The sequence below is a fragment of the Bacillus sp. FSL H8-0534 genome, assembly GCF_038005885.1.
GTDB classification, from domain to species: domain Bacteria; phylum Bacillota; class Bacilli; order Bacillales; family Bacillaceae_G; genus Bacillus_A; species Bacillus_A pseudomycoides.
In genome coordinates, this window is record NZ_JBBOUC010000001.1 from 1,577,321 (window position 1) to 1,594,059 (window position 16,739).

The 16,739-nt window shown below is 35.4% G+C and carries 17 protein-coding genes and 1 other annotated feature; of the genes, 8 read left to right on the forward strand and 9 right to left on the reverse strand.

Features of this window, described 5'->3' with window-relative positions; translation table 11 throughout:
- Positions 1-34: 34 nt before the first annotated feature.
- Positions 35-2,074, reverse strand: coding sequence for a transglycosylase domain-containing protein (locus MHH71_RS08295; protein WP_029426973.1), 2,040 nt, complete (start codon positions 2,072-2,074; stop codon positions 35-37).
- A 312-nt stretch (positions 2,075-2,386) separates the two neighbouring features.
- Here MHH71_RS08295 and MHH71_RS08300 point away from each other — a divergent pair, with 312 nt between their 5' ends.
- The 3 genes from MHH71_RS08300 (at position 2,387) to MHH71_RS08310 (ending at position 4,935) form a co-directional block, all read left to right on the forward strand.
- The gene (locus tag MHH71_RS08300; RefSeq protein WP_000231447.1) at positions 2,387-3,007 is read left to right on the forward strand and encodes a DUF47 domain-containing protein; all 621 of its coding nucleotides are present in this window, start codon (positions 2,387-2,389) and stop codon (positions 3,005-3,007) included.
- Positions 3,008-3,018: 11 nt separating this feature from the next.
- Positions 3,019-4,017: an inorganic phosphate transporter gene (locus MHH71_RS08305; RefSeq protein WP_006094199.1), complete on the forward strand. Its 999-nt coding sequence runs from the start codon at positions 3,019-3,021 to the stop codon at positions 4,015-4,017.
- Between the two features lie 117 nt (positions 4,018-4,134).
- Complete coding sequence (locus MHH71_RS08310) at positions 4,135-4,935, forward strand: sulfite exporter TauE/SafE family protein (RefSeq protein ID WP_018764237.1); 801 nt, start codon at positions 4,135-4,137, stop codon at positions 4,933-4,935.
- Positions 4,936-5,227: 292 nt separating this feature from the next.
- Here MHH71_RS08310 and MHH71_RS08315 read toward each other — a convergent pair whose 3' ends face one another.
- Positions 5,228-5,452 carry a hypothetical protein gene (locus tag MHH71_RS08315; protein WP_003196257.1) on the reverse strand — a complete coding sequence of 75 codons (225 nt, stop codon included), beginning with the start codon at positions 5,450-5,452 and terminating at the stop codon, positions 5,228-5,230.
- Between the two features lie 373 nt (positions 5,453-5,825).
- On the opposite strand from MHH71_RS08315, the gene MHH71_RS08320 reads away from it, so the two are divergent.
- Entirely contained in the window at positions 5,826-6,338 is a 513-nt protein-coding gene (locus tag MHH71_RS08320) for a Crp/Fnr family transcriptional regulator (RefSeq protein ID WP_033798759.1), read from the forward strand.
- Between the two features lie 22 nt (positions 6,339-6,360).
- On the opposite strand, the gene hmpA is transcribed toward MHH71_RS08320, so the two are convergent.
- Complete coding sequence (hmpA, locus tag MHH71_RS08325) at positions 6,361-7,569, reverse strand: NO-inducible flavohemoprotein (protein WP_018781005.1); 1,209 nt, start codon at positions 7,567-7,569, stop codon at positions 6,361-6,363.
- Between the two features lie 308 nt (positions 7,570-7,877).
- Between hmpA and MHH71_RS08330 the strand changes: the two genes are divergently transcribed.
- Entirely contained in the window at positions 7,878-8,075 is a 198-nt protein-coding gene (locus tag MHH71_RS08330; RefSeq protein WP_016131282.1) for a hypothetical protein, read from the forward strand.
- 53 nt (positions 8,076-8,128) lie between these two features.
- Here MHH71_RS08330 and MHH71_RS08335 read toward each other — a convergent pair whose 3' ends face one another.
- Positions 8,129-8,965 carry a hypothetical protein gene (locus MHH71_RS08335; RefSeq protein WP_006094191.1) on the reverse strand — a complete coding sequence of 279 codons (837 nt, stop codon included), beginning with the start codon at positions 8,963-8,965 and terminating at the stop codon, positions 8,129-8,131.
- A 126-nt stretch (positions 8,966-9,091) separates the two neighbouring features.
- Here MHH71_RS08335 and MHH71_RS08340 point away from each other — a divergent pair, with 126 nt between their 5' ends.
- On the forward strand, positions 9,092-9,868 hold the full coding sequence (locus MHH71_RS08340) for a class I SAM-dependent methyltransferase (RefSeq protein WP_018781007.1): 777 nt from the start codon (positions 9,092-9,094) through the stop codon (positions 9,866-9,868).
- 35 nt (positions 9,869-9,903) lie between these two features.
- Here the strand turns inward: MHH71_RS08340 and MHH71_RS08345 are convergent, their stop codons facing one another.
- Entirely contained in the window at positions 9,904-10,113 is a 210-nt protein-coding gene (locus tag MHH71_RS08345; protein ID WP_016114037.1) for a hypothetical protein, read from the reverse strand.
- A 306-nt stretch (positions 10,114-10,419) separates the two neighbouring features.
- Between MHH71_RS08345 and MHH71_RS08350 the strand changes: the two genes are divergently transcribed.
- On the forward strand, positions 10,420-11,958 hold the full coding sequence (locus tag MHH71_RS08350; RefSeq protein ID WP_018764232.1) for a bifunctional metallophosphatase/5'-nucleotidase: 1,539 nt from the start codon (positions 10,420-10,422) through the stop codon (positions 11,956-11,958).
- A 43-nt stretch (positions 11,959-12,001) separates the two neighbouring features.
- Positions 12,002-12,262: a binding site (T-box leader), on the forward strand.
- Positions 12,263-12,319: 57 nt separating this feature from the next.
- The gene (gene brnQ3, locus MHH71_RS08355) at positions 12,320-13,675 is read left to right on the forward strand and encodes a branched-chain amino acid transport system II carrier protein BrnQ3 (protein ID WP_006094185.1); all 1,356 of its coding nucleotides are present in this window, start codon (positions 12,320-12,322) and stop codon (positions 13,673-13,675) included.
- Positions 13,676-13,702: 27 nt separating this feature from the next.
- On the opposite strand, the gene MHH71_RS08360 is transcribed toward brnQ3, so the two are convergent.
- The 4 genes from MHH71_RS08360 to liaF form a co-directional block, all read right to left on the reverse strand.
- A complete protein-coding gene (locus MHH71_RS08360) occupies positions 13,703-13,966 on the reverse strand; it encodes a DUF3992 domain-containing protein (RefSeq protein WP_003196240.1) in 264 nt (87 codons plus the stop codon).
- A gap of 270 nt (positions 13,967-14,236) precedes the next feature.
- The gene (locus tag MHH71_RS08365) at positions 14,237-14,869 is read right to left on the reverse strand and encodes a response regulator (RefSeq protein WP_003196238.1); all 633 of its coding nucleotides are present in this window, start codon (positions 14,867-14,869) and stop codon (positions 14,237-14,239) included.
- 1 nt (position 14,870) lies between these two features.
- A complete protein-coding gene (locus tag MHH71_RS08370; protein ID WP_003196236.1) occupies positions 14,871-15,923 on the reverse strand; it encodes a sensor histidine kinase in 1,053 nt (350 codons plus the stop codon).
- Positions 15,923-16,663: a cell wall-active antibiotics response protein LiaF gene (liaF, locus tag MHH71_RS08375; protein WP_016114031.1), complete on the reverse strand. Its 741-nt coding sequence runs from the start codon at positions 16,661-16,663 to the stop codon at positions 15,923-15,925. Before liaF ends, MHH71_RS08370 begins: the two co-directional genes overlap by 1 nt.
- Positions 16,664-16,739: the final 76 nt, after the last annotated feature.

Below are 16,739 nucleotides of genomic sequence, written 5' to 3' on the forward strand. Positions count from 1 at the left end.
AGAGACGAATATAATCATTCGCCTCTTTTTATTTTTACAAAAATGGAATCCACTCTTTTACTTTATCAATCCATTCTTTTTGTTGTTCTCTTCTCTGTTTTTCTTCTTCTTGACGCTTTTTCTCTTCTTCTTTTCTTCTCTTTTCTTCTTCAATTGTCTTTAATTGTTTCGAATAGTCAGCCTCTGATATAAGTGATAATTGAAATGCTTTTTGACTAGGGTTTTCATCAGCTTTTTTCATAATATCTCGAAACATTGTCGTTGTAATTTGACTACCACCTGGCACATAATGCTCACTGTCTGTTTTATCATATCCTATCCAAATAGCTCCCACTAAATCCGGTGTATAGCCAACAAACCAAGAATCTTTCGCTCCGCTGCTTGGACCATCCACAAGCTGAGTGGTTCCCGTTTTTCCAGCAGTATCAATATTTTTCACCTTTGCTTTTTCACCCGTTCCTTTTTCAACAACACCCTTTAATAAGTACGTCATTTTTTGAGCAACTTTCTCACTCGTTACACGGGTTTCTTTTTTATACCATTTCCCAACTGTTTCTCCCTCAGCATTCTGTATTTCCCGGATTGCATGCCCTTCAACTTGTACACCATCGTTAGCAAAAGTAGCATAAGCTTGAGCCATTACAAACGGAGAAGTTCCAGTATGCATTCCCCCTAAAGCAATAGGAAGAGTACGGTCTTCTGCTTGTAGTGGGATACCAAAACGCTCTAATGACTTCAAACCTTTTTCCAATCCAATTTGTTCTAACAACCAAACAGCTGGTACATTATAGGACTTAGCAATCGCTTCATACATTGTAACATCACCATGAAAAGCATGATCACTATTTTGGGGCGCATAATCTTTTATATTAAGCGGCTCATCTTTTAAAACATCATACACTTCATATCCTTGTTCTAATGCTGGTACATATACGGCAAAAGGTTTTAGGGTTGAACCAGGTTGCCTTTTTAATTGCGTTGCATGGTTAAATTGCAAAAATTGATACGTCCCCCTCCCGCCGACTAGTGCGGGTACACCACCAGTTTTCGGGTCCATCAAAACAACGCCCGTTTGCATAAGCTGATCAGCGTTACTCCCTTGGAAATAATTATCATTATTCACAACATCTTCTACTGCTTGTTGTTTTTTCGGATCAAGTTCTGTATAAATACGATATCCACCAGCTAAAATTTCATTTTGCGTCAATTCATATTTCTCCATTGCCTCACGTACAATATAATCCACATACTGCGAATATTTTCCTTTATACTTATCATCAACACCTCGTCGTAATGCAAGGCCTGTCTCTTGCTCTTTCTTGTATTGATTTTCTGTAATATACCCTTGCTCTTTCATTAGTGCTAAAACAACATTCCGTCTTTCAATTGACTTATTAAAATTTTTATATGGTGAATAGGTTGATGGTGCCTTAATTAATCCTGCTATTGTCGCAGCTTCTGCTATTGTTAAATCTTTTACTTCTTTATCGAAATATGATTTCGCTGCTTTTTTTATCCCCCAAGCTCCTTCACCAAAATAAATTTGATTCATATACATTTCAATAATTTCATCTTTTGTATACGTACGCTCTATCTTCTTCGTCAAAAAATACTCTTTAAACTTCCGTGAAAATGTACGTTCTTGTGTTAAAAATACATTTTTCGCAAGCTGTTGTGTAATTGTACTGCCACCAGCAACTACTTCTCCCGCCGTAATATTTTTTAATAGGGCACTCATAATCCCACTATAGTCAATACCATGATGACTAAAAAACTCTTTGTCCTCTACTGCTACAACCGCTTGAATCATAATATCGGGAATATCTTTTCTTTTAATACCTTCCGCCTTGGAAGAAGATAGCTTTGCTGCCACTTCTTTATTTGTATCATAAATAAGTGTTGGCTGCGGAACAGCCTGTTTTAATGCAGATATGTCTTGAATGGAGATCATTATATTTACCGCAATAAATAGGGTAACGAAAAAACCGCCAAAAATTAATAATATATTGCGCAATTTCTTCCTCTTGTTGAACCACTCAAGCATTTTCTTGAAATGAGTGTTGTTCAATTTCATTTATTCACTTCCTTCATTTATTTACACTTTCATCAGGAAAAGGAAGAAACTCCCTCCTTTTGAATTTATTATAATAACGTAATAGTTCTTCAAGTGTAAAGTATTTCTTTCTCATTCATACTTTTTGCAAGAAAAGGACATTCTACAAGTAAGATATTCATTAGTCGTTATTAATATTATTAATGCATCAATATGTATTATGTTAAGTTTTTGTAAACTTTTCGATAAAATGTTTTAAAAACCGACAGTTTTTTGTTAGAATTGACTAGCCAATATATTTTACATATATTACTTTTCGTGGGGGTAACAATAATGGTATTTAAATCTAAAAAAGATAAATTTTCTGAAATGTTAATGAATGTTTCTGAAAATTTAAAAGAAGGCGCGCAATTTTTCGTGGAGTATAAAATTAAAAATGCTAGCGATTTAAAAGAATTTTCTATGCGCATGAAAGAATATGAGTCAAAAGGTGATTCATTTATTCATGAAATCATTATGGAGCTAAACAAAGCGTTTATTACTCCTATTGAACGTGAAGACATCCTGCAACTTGCAATGAGCATGGATGATGTACTAGACGGATTAGACCACAGTGCAGGTTTATTCGAAATGTATTCTATTACAGAGGCAGATGAATACATGATTAAATTTGTGGAGGCAATTAATCAATGTGCGATTGAAATTGCAAATTCCGTTGAACTTATGTCGAATAAGAAATTAGTGGACATTCGCACAAATGCAATTAAAATTAAGGATTACGAATCACAGTGTGATGATATTCGTCGTCACGCCATTAAACATTTATTCTCTCGTGAAAAAGATCCGATCAAGATCATTCAATTCAAAGAGATTTATGAAGAGCTAGAAGAAGTTGCTGATAGCTGTCAAAGCGTTGCAAACGTATTAGAAACAATTATTATGAAGAACGCGTAAGGAGTTTGATCATGGATACAGTCTTGATTTTAACTGTTTTAATAGTCATTTGTGCTTTAGCTTTCGACTTTATTAATGGATTCCATGACACAGCGAACGCCATTGCGACAGCTGTTTCTACCAAAGCTTTGAAGCCACGACAAGCCATTATCATGGCAGCTATTATGAACTTTTTAGGTGCAATGACATTTACAGGTGTAGCAAAAACAATTACAAAAGACATTGTTGATCCTTTTGCTTTAGAACATGGATCATATGTTATTTTAGCCGCTCTGCTTGCTGCAATTGTTTGGAACTTAATTACTTGGTACTATGGAATCCCAAGTAGTTCTTCGCATGCAATTATTGGTGCAATCGCAGGTGCTGCAATTGCTGCTGCTGGTCTAAGTGCAATTAATTTCAAAGGATTTATTAAAATTATTGAAGCTTTAATTATTTCACCAATCGTTGCATTTGTTATTGGTTTTATCGTGTATAGTATTTTTAAAGTTGTCTTTAAAAACTTTAATTTAACGAAAACGAATCAAAACTTCCGTTTATTCCAAGTGTTTACCGCAGCACTACAAGCTTATACACATGGTACAAACGATGCTCAAAAAGCAATGGGTATTATTACAATGGCATTAATGACAAATGGCCTTCATAATTCTGGAGATATTCCTTTATGGGTTCAATTCTCATGTGCTCTTGCAATGGGTCTTGGTACTTCTGTCGGTGGATGGAAAATTATTAAAACTGTTGGGGGACAAATTATGAAAATTCGTCCTGTAAACGGTGTAGCTGCTGATTTATCATCATCTCTTGTCATTTTCGGAGCAACATTTATTCATTTACCAGTTAGTACAACGCACGTTATCTCTTCTTCTATTTTAGGGGTAGGTGCTTCACATCGTGTAAAAGGTGTAAAATGGGGAACTGCAAAGCGCATGTTAATTACCTGGGTGATTACACTTCCAATTTCAGCTTCATTAGCTGCTCTATTCTATTATCTATTACATTTAATTTTCTAATCAAAAGTCGTCTTCCTTATTTTTCTAGGAAGACGACTTTTTTGTGAACAATCTTATTTCTTTTCAAAAAGTGTGTATAATGAATGTTGGATTAGTTATACAGAGGAGTTGGCAATTTTGGAATATATCATGTTACTTTTCATTGGATTAATCGCAGGAACAGTCGGAAGCCTAGTAGGACTTGGCGGAGGAATTATCATCGTCCCTTTACTAATTGGACTGCATAGTTTATCACCACAACTCGCAGTTGGAACATCAATTGTGACCGTAGTTTTCACTGGTCTCTCCTCTACTCTTACTTATATGAAACATAAGCGAGTAGATTATAAAAGTGGACTTATTTTATTTATAGGGAGCGGTCCTGGAGGGATTATTGGATCGTGGGCAAACAAATTTTTGAATCAGGATTCTTTCTCTTTATATTTTGGAATTTTCCTTATTTTTGTATCTATCCTTCTCTTGTTACGTGATAAATTGAAACCTCTTTCCCTCTCAAATGCAACTGTTATTAAACGATCTTTCACGGATTCTGAAGGTAAAACCGTTTATTATCAATTCCCACCGTTTCTTTCGATTATTATCGCATTTGTAGTTGGTTTCATATCTGGATTATTTGGAATTGGTGGCGGTGTATTGCTCGTTCCAGCAATGATGCTTCTTTTTGCATTCCCTGCACAAATTGCTGTTGCAACTTCAATGTTTATTGTCTTTTTATCAGCAATTGTAAGTTCTTTGACTCATATTTCTCTTGGCAATGTAAGCTGGATTTATGCATTGATTCTTATTCCTGGCGCTTGGATTGGCGGGAAAATCGGAGCTTACATTAATACAAAATTAAGCGGTAATGCGATTATCAATTTATTGCGTATCACATTAATTATTCTTGGAACCAAACTGATTATCAGTTCTTTCCTCTAACGCGTTCTTTTTAGAATGCGTTTTTTCATACGCAGGAATACAAAAACATCCCTAAAATAAAACATAATACTGTACACACACACAACAACATCAAATTTGAAACATGTAATTTGTCCATGGTGATCACACTCCTATAGCTGGGCTGTTACCCCTATGATAGCGAAAAAAAAGACACTTTGCCTTTACAATATGCTAACAATGCAAAATCAATTATTACAAACTTTATCTATTTATTACATAAATTCGTATAATCAATCGATTCAACAAAAAAAAGATGTCATATTGACATCTTTTAGTGAAGGAGTGACCACCCCATAAAATCTTCATGGACTTGACGTGCTCGTTTATCATTTCTATCATACAATTCAGCGTAGCTATCCGTTTCTTCGTCATAAGCCATTGTATAAATAATTTGACCATCTATTTCAACTGATAGAACGACTCCACCTTTCATCTCTTCCACATGTATGACAGCATTAGCTGGAATTTTCATATCAGTCATTTTCGCATCTAACAATATACTAAACCCCCTACAGCGTATTCATTGCTAGTACTATTACACACTAAATAGTATACTACTGTAATAGCATACGTTTCGTCAATAAAATTGCTGTTTATAACAATATAAATACAAATTGAAAAACTGACATAAAACCTTTCTTTGTAAGTGAGAGAGATCATCCGACTATGCATAGAAGCAATCAGCCCCTCTTCTTGCCCCATACCAAGTGAAAGCAAAGAGAAAAACGAGTGCAGTCACATTTTGTTCTTCATAGCAACGATTTATATATTGGAAAATCAAAATGGATATATACATCACCTTTTGTATTTAAATTTATATGTATATCACTTACAATAAACTAATAGAACTAAATAATGGGGTGCTAACATTGATTCTACATAAAGGGGATATACTATTTCGTCAAGGTGAAGAAGGACCTTTATATTTTATTAAAACTGGTCTATTAAAGGTCGTTCGGTTACAAGAAGACGGAACGCCATTTTTATTTAATATTATCGTTCCTGGTGAGACAATTCCTCACCATTCTTTAATTTCACCGAAAGAATATCATGGTACAGCCATCGCTTTAATTAAGACAGAGGTCCAGCCCATTGTATGTAATACATGGTACGAAAAACTACAGGAGAATCCAGAATTATATGCTGACATCGCCATGCAACTACAAACGAAATTGCGAATGATGCAGCAACGAATCGATCAATTAACAACTGTTTCTCCAAAAGAACGTCTCCACCGTCTACAAGAGTGGTTCGCACTCTATTTAGGAGAAATTCCCATTTATGAAATATTAACACAAACAGAAATTGGCCAACTTATCGGTGTACGCCGTGAAACAGTAAATCGCTTGTTACGAGAACAAACAAAAAACGAGGTAAACTAACACCTCGTTTTTTTTGTTTGCCTTATGATAAGCTTGCTGCCGGTCCGAAAAATTCATAATGAATGTGTTCAGGTGAAACTCCCCATTCTACTAAAGCCGCATTAATATGCTTCATAAATGGTACCGGGCCACAGAAGTAAAATTCTGCTTCAGACGTAGGAATGATAGATTGCAGCCAATCTAAATCAATAAAACCTTCTTTATCAAAGTTTTTCATTTGTAGGTCTTGTTCTGTTGGCGAAGAGTAACAAGTGTATGCTTCTACTTGTTCATAGTCGCTCGCTACTTGCTGTACATACTCTTTCATCGCATGCACATTGCTATTTAATGCTGCGTGAATAAAGTATACCTTACGATTTGAAGCTTGCTCAATTAATGTATTTAACATACTCATCATCGGCGTAATACCAACACCGCCACTGATTAACACAACCGGTAAGTTTGAATCCATATCTAATACGAAATCTCCTGCTGGTGCACTTAATGGAAGAATATCTCCTTCTTGGATGTGATCATGTAAATAATTAGATATCTTTCCATCCGGTGTCTCTGTAGCTGTTTCTCGTTTTACACTAATACGATAATAGTCTTTGCCAGAAGCATCTGATAAGCTGTATTGACGATTATGTGTATATGTTTCACCCTCTATATTTAATTGGATCGTTACATATTGACCAGGTAAGAATGAAGATAGCTTCCCTCCATCTTCTGGTTTTAAATAAAATGATGTGATTACGTCGCTCTCTTTCTCTTTTTTTACAACGATAAAGTTACGGAAATCTTTCCATCCACCTTCTTTTTCCGCTGCCTCTTCATACATTCCTGCTTCGACACTAATAAATGCATCAGCAATTACACCATACGCTTCTCCCCAAGCATCTAACACTTCTTGTGGTGCTTCTGCAACCTCTTTAATTGCTTGTAGTAAACATTTCCCTACAATTGGATAGTGTTCAGCTTTAATTCCTAAACTTCTATGTTTATGAGCAATTTGTTTTACAACAGGAATAATAACTTCTAAATTATCAATATACGTTGCTGCTGCATACACTGCGCTTGCTAAAGCCTGTTGCTGTCTTCCTTTTTTCTGATTTGTATGGTTGAAAATATTTAATAATTCTGGATGTTCCGAGAACATAATTTGATAAAAGCGTGTCGTAATTTCAACACCTTTTTCTTGTAATAATGGTACTGTTGATTTTACAATTTCCATTGTTTTTTCACTTAACATTGTATCCCACTCCTCTATTTCCTTGTCTATTGTTATTGTAAACGAAGCCAAAATGGAAGGTTGTGATTTTAATCACTATAAACATGGTGTTTTTGTGAAAAATATATGAACGATTTAGATTTATCCCGCTATTTGTTACTAAACTAACGAATTAAATATACACCTTTATATTTTTCCAAAAAAGAAATAAGCTAACCAAAATTTTGGATAGCTTATTTCTTTTTTTGTAGAGCGTGTTCAATTATTAAAAATGACGTTTATTTCATCCAATTTTAGCCAAAACTAATAACGAAAGGAGGTAGACAAAAATGAGATTACAATCTTTCATGATTAGTGCCCTTTCTTTTTTAGCTTCGGCATTAATCTTTTATACAGTTGGCTATGTCTTACTATTAGATTTGTTACCAAAGCATCTCTTTATTATTCTTATTATTCTTTCTGCTCTTATGATTTCCTATCTTATTACACGAAAATCGTTAAATGAGCCGTCTACCAAAACAAAATAATAGAGTGAACCTTTTAGGTTCACTCTATTATCATTTCCTAGGAAAGTTTTTGACTATCTTTGCAAATTCATTTTTTCACCATACTCTTTTACAATTTGAATAATATTTTGAAACGTACCTACTTTTTCTTTTTTATGATTCAATACTTGTAAATCATAATGATCATAATAAGTTTCTAATGCTTTTAACTGGGAAGTTGATGCCCCCTCTATAGGTACAGTAAGATTCACTTCATATTGTTTATATCCTTCTCTAACTTTTTCTCCTGCAATAGTTTCACTCATTTTCTTTCCGACTACCTGTTGCATTTTTTCAGGAAAGATCAATTGAAAATAATACTCCCCTTCTTTTTCTAAAGTTTTATATAAAGAATCCGAGATTGTATAAAATACTGTGTATTTTATTTTTTTCTCATCTGTTTTAATATGAAAAGCAGTAATTTGCATGTCCTTTTTTGTCACTTCTATTAAAGCGTTCACTTTTGTATCATCATTTTGTTGCTCAGTAGCACCTGGAAGTATAGATAAAAGTTGCTCTGTATCAGATTTTGTAAGCATATACGTCTCTTTTTCATCCTGCAGCCACCCTTGGCGAGATTCCCCTCTTAGCCATGCACGATATATTTTCTTCTTTCCGTTTTTCTCAATTTGGATTTCGTACTCTGGTTCTCCAAAACCCCCTGTTATTTGTTGTTTCTCAGCTTTATTAATAATATCTACCACTTTCTTTGCTTCCTCTTGCTTTAAAACCTTTTCAAGATTTCCTTTTTGTATAATTGTTACTTGTATACTTTCCTGCATAGGATTCACCGTCTCTTCTACTTGTTTTTTCTCCTTTTTTTGTTCAACTTGACTACACGATGCTAATAAAAAAAATAGTAAGAAAAACATCCATTTTCTTTTCAACTTTTTCCCTCCTATCTAGAACAATAAGAAAAGCTTATTGTTCTTGAAAATGAAACAAAAACGTTATGTATGATGAAATAAGATATACTAAATACGAAGGGAGGTTTTCACATGTCCATTAATTTTCATGATGCTCATAATAAGTACACCTACGCCACGCGAAAAGCAGATTCCTCTTGGTGTGAAATGATTCAAAATATAATTGATGTAAGTGGTAAAAACATAATTGATATCGGCTGCGGTGGTGGTATTTATACGAAAGAACTGGCTCTTATGAGAGCTAGCAAAGTCATCGGCTTCGATTTCTCAAAAAAAATGTTGCAAGCGGCAACAGAAAATTGCGCTTCCGTCCCAAACATCTCATTTATTCATGGTGATGCCCACCATATGCCATTTGCTAATGAAACTTTTGATATTGTGGTTTCTCGTGCTGTTATCCATCATTTACAAGACATCCCGAAATTTTTACAAGAGGCCTCACGTATCTTAAAGAAAAATGGAATGCTCATTCTTCAAGATCGTACCATTGAAGATTGTACAATTCCTGGAAGCCCAGAACATATTCGTGGGTATTTCTTCTCCATCTATCCTAAACTCATTCAAATAGAGGAAAAGCGAAGACCAAAAGCAACGCACATACAACAACTAATCGCACAAAACGGCATGTATCCACTTCCCCTTCAAACAATGTGGGAAGTGCGAAAAATCCATGATTCTATTGAAACATTATTACAAGATTTATCACCACGCACAGGCCGATCCATTTTATACGAATTAACAGACAATGAACTTTCTCAATTACTCCATCACATTCACTCTAAACTAAACAATATAGCTCCGATTATTGAACAAGATCGTTGGACTATTTGGAGTGCCACAAAATTTTAAGAAAGCCTCACATAATTTTGTGAGGCTTTCTCCTTTCATAACCTAATTTTGCAACATTCTTGATACCCTCCACTTCTGGCCTGTGCACTTCCACACTTTGGACATACTAAGTATCTGGATTGACTTGTCAACAAACTTCCTTTTTGAAAAAGTAACACTTCTGCTTGTTTAAATGACCGCGAATAATATAACCATATGAAACCACAAATTACTATAATTCCGAACAATACACCCATCGCAAGCATTTCCGTCACCTCTTTTTGGTTTGTTCTTTCCAGCAAGTGGATTGTAGTATTATTCTCTATTAATAAAAAAGATTCCTGCCTTCCTGTTCTAATTGTCATATTTATCAAAAAATTTTTACATAACCTCTATACTTTTACGTACTTTTTACAAAAGATTCCCTTCCACTTCTCATACAATAAAGTGAAACGTCCATCAGTAAGGCTTTTCTTCATCCCTCACTGATTATCAACTCTCACCAATCGGGTCTTTACGGGCAGTAAGTAAAAATCCACACCCTAAAATAATTTTAATTGAGGAGTGTCAATATGAACTATTTCTTATTACTCCCTTTTCTTATCAAACTAATTTTTTCTTTTCTATCCCCTTCTTCTCCACCTACCGACGTATCCGTGCAAATTCTCGGCCTCAATGATTTCCACGGCCAATTAAATACGACTTCAGCGTTGCACGATAAAGCTGTAGGGCGTGCTGATTACATATCTGCTTACATTCAATCCTACCGCGATAAAAACCCTAACACCTTACTTGTTCATACAGGAGATATGATTGGTGGGAGTCCTCCGATTTCAGCACTTTTTCATGATGAACCAACGATGGAGTTTTTAAATAATCTTCAATTTGATGTTGGTACAATAGGAAACCATGAGTTCGATAGGGGTCCCATTGCTCTGCAACAACTAATTAATGGCGAATCCGTTACACAAACAAGTTCATTTTCAGGTAGCTCCTTTCCTTATATATCCGCAAATATTGTATACAGTGAAACGAATCAACCACTCTTCCCCCCCTATATAATTAAATGGATTGATGGGATTCCAATCGCCTTCATCGGCGTTTCTACAAACGATACTCCTTTTTTAACAATGTACAACGATATGTCTTCTATTCGTTTTTTAGATGAAGCTTCTTCGATTAATCTTTATGTGTATCAACTACAAAAGAAAGGCATTCATGCATTTGTTATTCTTGCCCACCTAGGTGGTAATACGACAGAAAGTAATACAAATGGACCTTTAGCTGATTTAGCTAATCAAATAGATCCTGATGTTGATATCATTTTTGGTGGCCATACCCACTCCTATATAAATGGAAATGTGAACGGCAAATTGCTTGTTCAAGCCTACTCATACGGAAAAGCATTTTCAAACGTCACCTTTACATTAAATCGTAAAACGAAAGATATTACGAAAAAAGCGGCAACAATTGTCCCTGTCTATCAAAATGCAATTTCTCCTGATTTACACACAAGAAACTGGATAGATTCTTACGCCTCAAAAATCCAATCTAAAGTAGAGGAACAACTCGGAATAACGGACCATGAGTTAACTCGTAATCAAAATGAACACGGCCAATCAAATTTAGGAACAGTTCTCGCAATAGCCCAGCGCCAAACTATGCAGGCGGATATTGCTTTTGTAAATCCTGGGAGCATCCGGCATAATTTAAAAAAAGGAACAATTACATGGGAAGATACCTTCCTCATACAACCATTCGGCAACAAATTAATTAAAATGTATTTGTCTGGAAAAGAAATTCGAAACGTCTTGCAAGAGCAATGGAAAGAAGAAACTCGCATGCTACAAATTTCAGGGATTCGTTATAGTTGGAAAAATAACATCGTCCAAACAATTTCATTAGATGACGGAACACCATTACGCGATGATCAAATATACTCTGTAGTAGTCAATTCTTTCTTAGCAAATGGAGGAGATAAATTTTTGACATTTAAAGAGGGCAGAAATCGCTCCGAAGGCCCGACAGATCAGGAAGCTTTTGCAAATTTTATTCGTTCTATTTCTCATATAGATACACTCCCTCAAAATTTTTTACAGAAAATCTATTGACTTTATGAAAAAAACATGTAAAAATACTGTCAGAATACTTGAACAAAATTCATTGACGAGAACGAGTACGTTATATAAAGCTGTTCCCCAGAGAGTTGGCATCTTGCTGAAAGCCAACGTACAGCTCGTAACCGAAAATCATCTCCGAGAAGTAGAACCGAAGGATGTAGTAAGTTCTTACCGGTCGTCCCCCGTTACAAGGAACACGTATCATGTTGTACGTTGCAAAGCCGCATACATATAGATGTATTTCTACGTGTATGAACTAGGGTGGTATCGCGGGTAAATATAACTCGTCCCTTTTTAAGGGGCGAGTTTTTTGTGTTCTTACGAATGAATTTTTATAAAAGGAGGAAACACAATGAACACTGTATCAAAAAAACATGTTTTTTTCACAGGTCTTATGCTATTTTCTTTATTTTTTGGAGCAGGTAATTTAATTTTCCCTCCAATGCTTGGACAAAACGCTGGTGAAAACTTCTGGCCAGCAATGCTCGGGTTTTTACTAACAGGAGTTGGCTTACCGTTATTAACTGTTATTGCAATCTCTCTTTCAGGAAATGGAATGCAACAACTTGCAAGTCATGTCCACCCTTTATTTGGAATTTTATTTACAGTAGTTGTATATATTGCAATTGGCCCTTCCATGGGAATTCCACGTGTCGCTAACGTCGCTTACGAAATGGGTGTTAGTTCTTTCTTACCAGAAACAATTCGTACTAGTAGCTTATCCTTATTTATATATACGGTCATTTTTTTCACTATCGTATTTTGGCTTAGCTTAAATCCTTCTAAACTCGTTGATCGTATCGGAAATGTGCTAACACCTATTTTACTATTCTCTATTTTCTTATTGTTTGCAAAAAGTGTTTTCACACCACTTGGAAATTCAGGTCCAGCGATGCAAGAGTATCAAACTTCTCCTATTTTCAAAGGATTTATGGAAGGATATTTAACAATGGATACAATCTCGGCACTTGCATTTGGGATTATCGTCGTGAATGCAATTCGCTCAAAAGGTGTAGAAGATCGTAAAGCTGTTGCAATTGCAACGACAAAAGCAGGACTTATTGCAGCTACAGGGCTCGTACTCGTATATGGAGCACTTGGCTGGCTAGGTGTAACTAGTGTTTCACTTGGATATGCAAAAAATGGCGGTCAATTACTAACTGTTATTGTACAACAGTTATTCGGCCCATATGGCCTTGCCTTATTAGCGGTTATCGTTACACTGGCTTGTTTAACAACATGCGTTGGACTTGTATCAGCATGTAGCCAATATTTCTCAACATTATTTACAAAATTTTCTTACAAAGGAATAGCAGGTATCATTTGTGTATTAGGACTTCTAGTAGCAAACCTAGGCTTAACAAAAATCATTGCAATCTCTGTTCCAATTTTACTAGTTGTATATCCAATTGCTATCGTACTCGTACTATTATCATTACTCCATAAGTACTTTGGTGGTTACCGTTCTGTTTATGTTGGTGCTTTAATCGGGGCTGCAGTAATAAGTATGTTTGATGGGCTAAAGCAAGGAAATGTATCTGTTACATTCATTACCTCTTACTTTGAATTCATTCCATTTTATAATGAAGGAATTGGTTGGTTATTACCAGCGATTGCTGGAGCAACAATCGGGCTTGTAGTCGCAAAATTAAAGAGCACAAAACCAATACCACTAACTGAAACTCCTTCTGAACCTAAAGTGTCTTAGTGAAAAACTCCCGATTAAGGGAGTTTTTCACACTTGGTAGGAAGTATGATTGAAACTACTTATTTTATACGCTTTCGTATAATACTCAAGGTTTGTATCAACTGTTTCTACTTTCACAACATCATAGCAATCTGTTTGTTTTACTAGAAATAAATAATATTCTTCTGTCGCTTCAATTATCGCAATACAACCTGTTTCAATATCGTATTGCACCTTAAGTGCTTGCAATGCATTCACGTAGTTTCCTAACTTTTTATTTTTACCCATTTCAAATACTGTTTGAACTAACATACACAATCTCCCCCTTTATATGTACTATTTCTAATCGAATGATAACGCTTACAAATGAATGCATCAATAACGTAAAACTTTAATCAGTGGGGTTTTCTTCATCCCCCACTGATTATTAACTCTCACCAATCGGGCTTTTACGGGCAGTTGCTCCACCCCTAGCCTCTTTGCTTTCACTGAATTTTGAGGTGGAGATCTTACTGCCCGTAAATAGCGAAATAAAGGCAACTTCCACCAATGAAACAAGTCATATACAGTGGAAGCCACATTTTATTTCGTTAATTGATGTCGAAATGCATAAATAACAGCCTGTGTACGATCGCTTACATTCAACTTGTTTAATATATTACTTACATGTGTCTTTACGGTTTTTAATGCAATAAATAACTCATCCGCAATTTCTTGATTACTCTTTCCCTCTGCAATTAATAATAAGATTTCAAACTCTCGTTCTGTTAAATCTTCATGAAGTGGCTGTTCTTTCTTTTGACGCATACGGGACATCATTTTCCCAGTAACTTTCGGCTCAAGTACTGTTTCCCCATCATAAGTCGCTCGTACTGCATCTGCGATATCGCTCGCTCTTGATGTTTTTAATAAATAGCTCGTTGCACCTGCTTCAATAACAGGATATAGTTTTTCATCGTCTAAAAAACTTGTCACGACAACTATTTTTGCTTCCGGCCATTCTTGAATAATGGCACGCGTTGCCTCAACACCATCCATTTCATCCATAACAAGATCCATTAAAATAATATCTGGCTTTAATGCTAATGCTAATTCTGAACCTTTTCTCCCATTTTCAGCTTCGCCAACCACTTCGATATCCGGCTGAGTTGATAAATACGCTGATACACCCATCCGCACCATTTCATGATCATCTACAAGCAGTACTTTAATCATGCTACTCCCCCTCTCTCTCTATTATAATTGGTACTTTCACTTCAATTTGTGTACCTTTATTCGGAAAACTTAGTACCTTTAGTGTTCCACCAATTTCATGAACACGCTCTTGAATAGACCTCAGACCATATGATCCAGCTTTATTGACACCTACTTCAAACCCAACACCATCATCAATGATTTTTAAAATTGCATATTGATCGATTTGACGAAGACGAACTTCTGTTTTCTTTGCCTTCGCATGCCGTAACGTATTGGATAAAGCTTCTTGCACAATACGGAATAAATGATCTTCCACACCTTTTTTCAATTGAATTGGCTCAATCAACCATTCAATTTTCATATGCTGTTTTCTTGAAAGCTCTGTTAGTAACTCTTCTATACCTTCTGTTAATTTTTTACCTTCAAGTTGTACAGGACGTAAATGAAGCAGCAATGCTCTCATTTCTGATTGTGCATTTACGACCATATTTTCCACAAGCTGCAATTGCTTTTTTGTTGTTTCTGGAATTTGAGCCACCTGTTCATTAATAGCTGACATCATCATAGACATTGCAAAAAGCTGCTGACTCACTGAATCATGCAGTTCTCTAGCTAATCGATGCCTTTCTTGAGAAATAGCTTCTTGTCTCATCTCTTCATTCCAATGAGCTCGTTCATTCGTTACTTTTTGAAATAATCCGGCTTGTTCCTCTAATCGCTTAGCAAGCGCAATTACCTTTCTCTCTACTTCATGAAATTCATCCTCTGCAGTAAACGAAACGTCTTTTGGAAAATTACCTCGCTCTACTTCAAATAAAAAAGTATTTAAACCTTGAATACGCTGCTGCATATAGTAACCAATTGCATATCCAACAATTCCTCCAATAAGAAGACTTGTGCTCATAATGAACAAGCTAATTGGAACAGAAGCAATGGATTCTTTCCACAATAAATCGTATACATCTTCTCTACTTTTCCATACATATACAATCGTACAAATAATTGCAATACTAACAGAAGATAACATAGAGTAACGAATATACATCCATGAAATATTCTTTTGCTTTTTCATTATACTTTCCTCACTTCCGTATCGCCTACGACAAGCGAAGAAATTATTTTAATACGCCGAGGAGCTTCCCTATACTGTTCTGTTTTGAATGTAACATTTCGATTAAATCCTGTCTCTTCATGTCCTGGAAGTAATACTCTACCAACAATAACAGAATGATTTAAAGATAATTCAATATCGTACGGAACATACAAACGAATGTTACCAATAACGCCACGAATAACGATAACCGTTTCTCCTTCAGGAATCATCGCCGTCGTCAAGTCAATTTCAACATCACCGACTCCGTACTGGACATTAATATCCTCTAATTCATAAATATGATCCATCATTCTTACGTTACCTACCATCATATTTTTAAGATATGGTTCTGTACGATAGATTTGTTTTTCTTCATCTATATATCCTTTTTCCTTAATTTCTACCTGTACAGTTTTTGGCTTCTGCTGTCCTTGTATAAGCTGATAACCGATGAAAGCTAAGCAAGTAACTACAACAAGTACGAAGGCTGCTGATGAAAACAGGAAGAATAAAAAAATAAGTCCTCCGACAAATAAAAACACATTACCTCTCACATAGCGATTCTTTTTCCGATAATGTCTTCCGAACATAATCATAATAAATGCAAAAATAAGAGCACCCGGTTCAAAATGTCCGAGAATCATATCAAGAAAAAGACCAAATCCAAATATGATGAGGAGCATCCCCACTAGTTGTGATTTTGAAAATTGTTTCTTCATTTCAGCTCCCCTCCTTCTTGTCACATATAAATAGAAGAAAAAGGTATTGCTTTCCAACACCTTTTCTTCTATCACT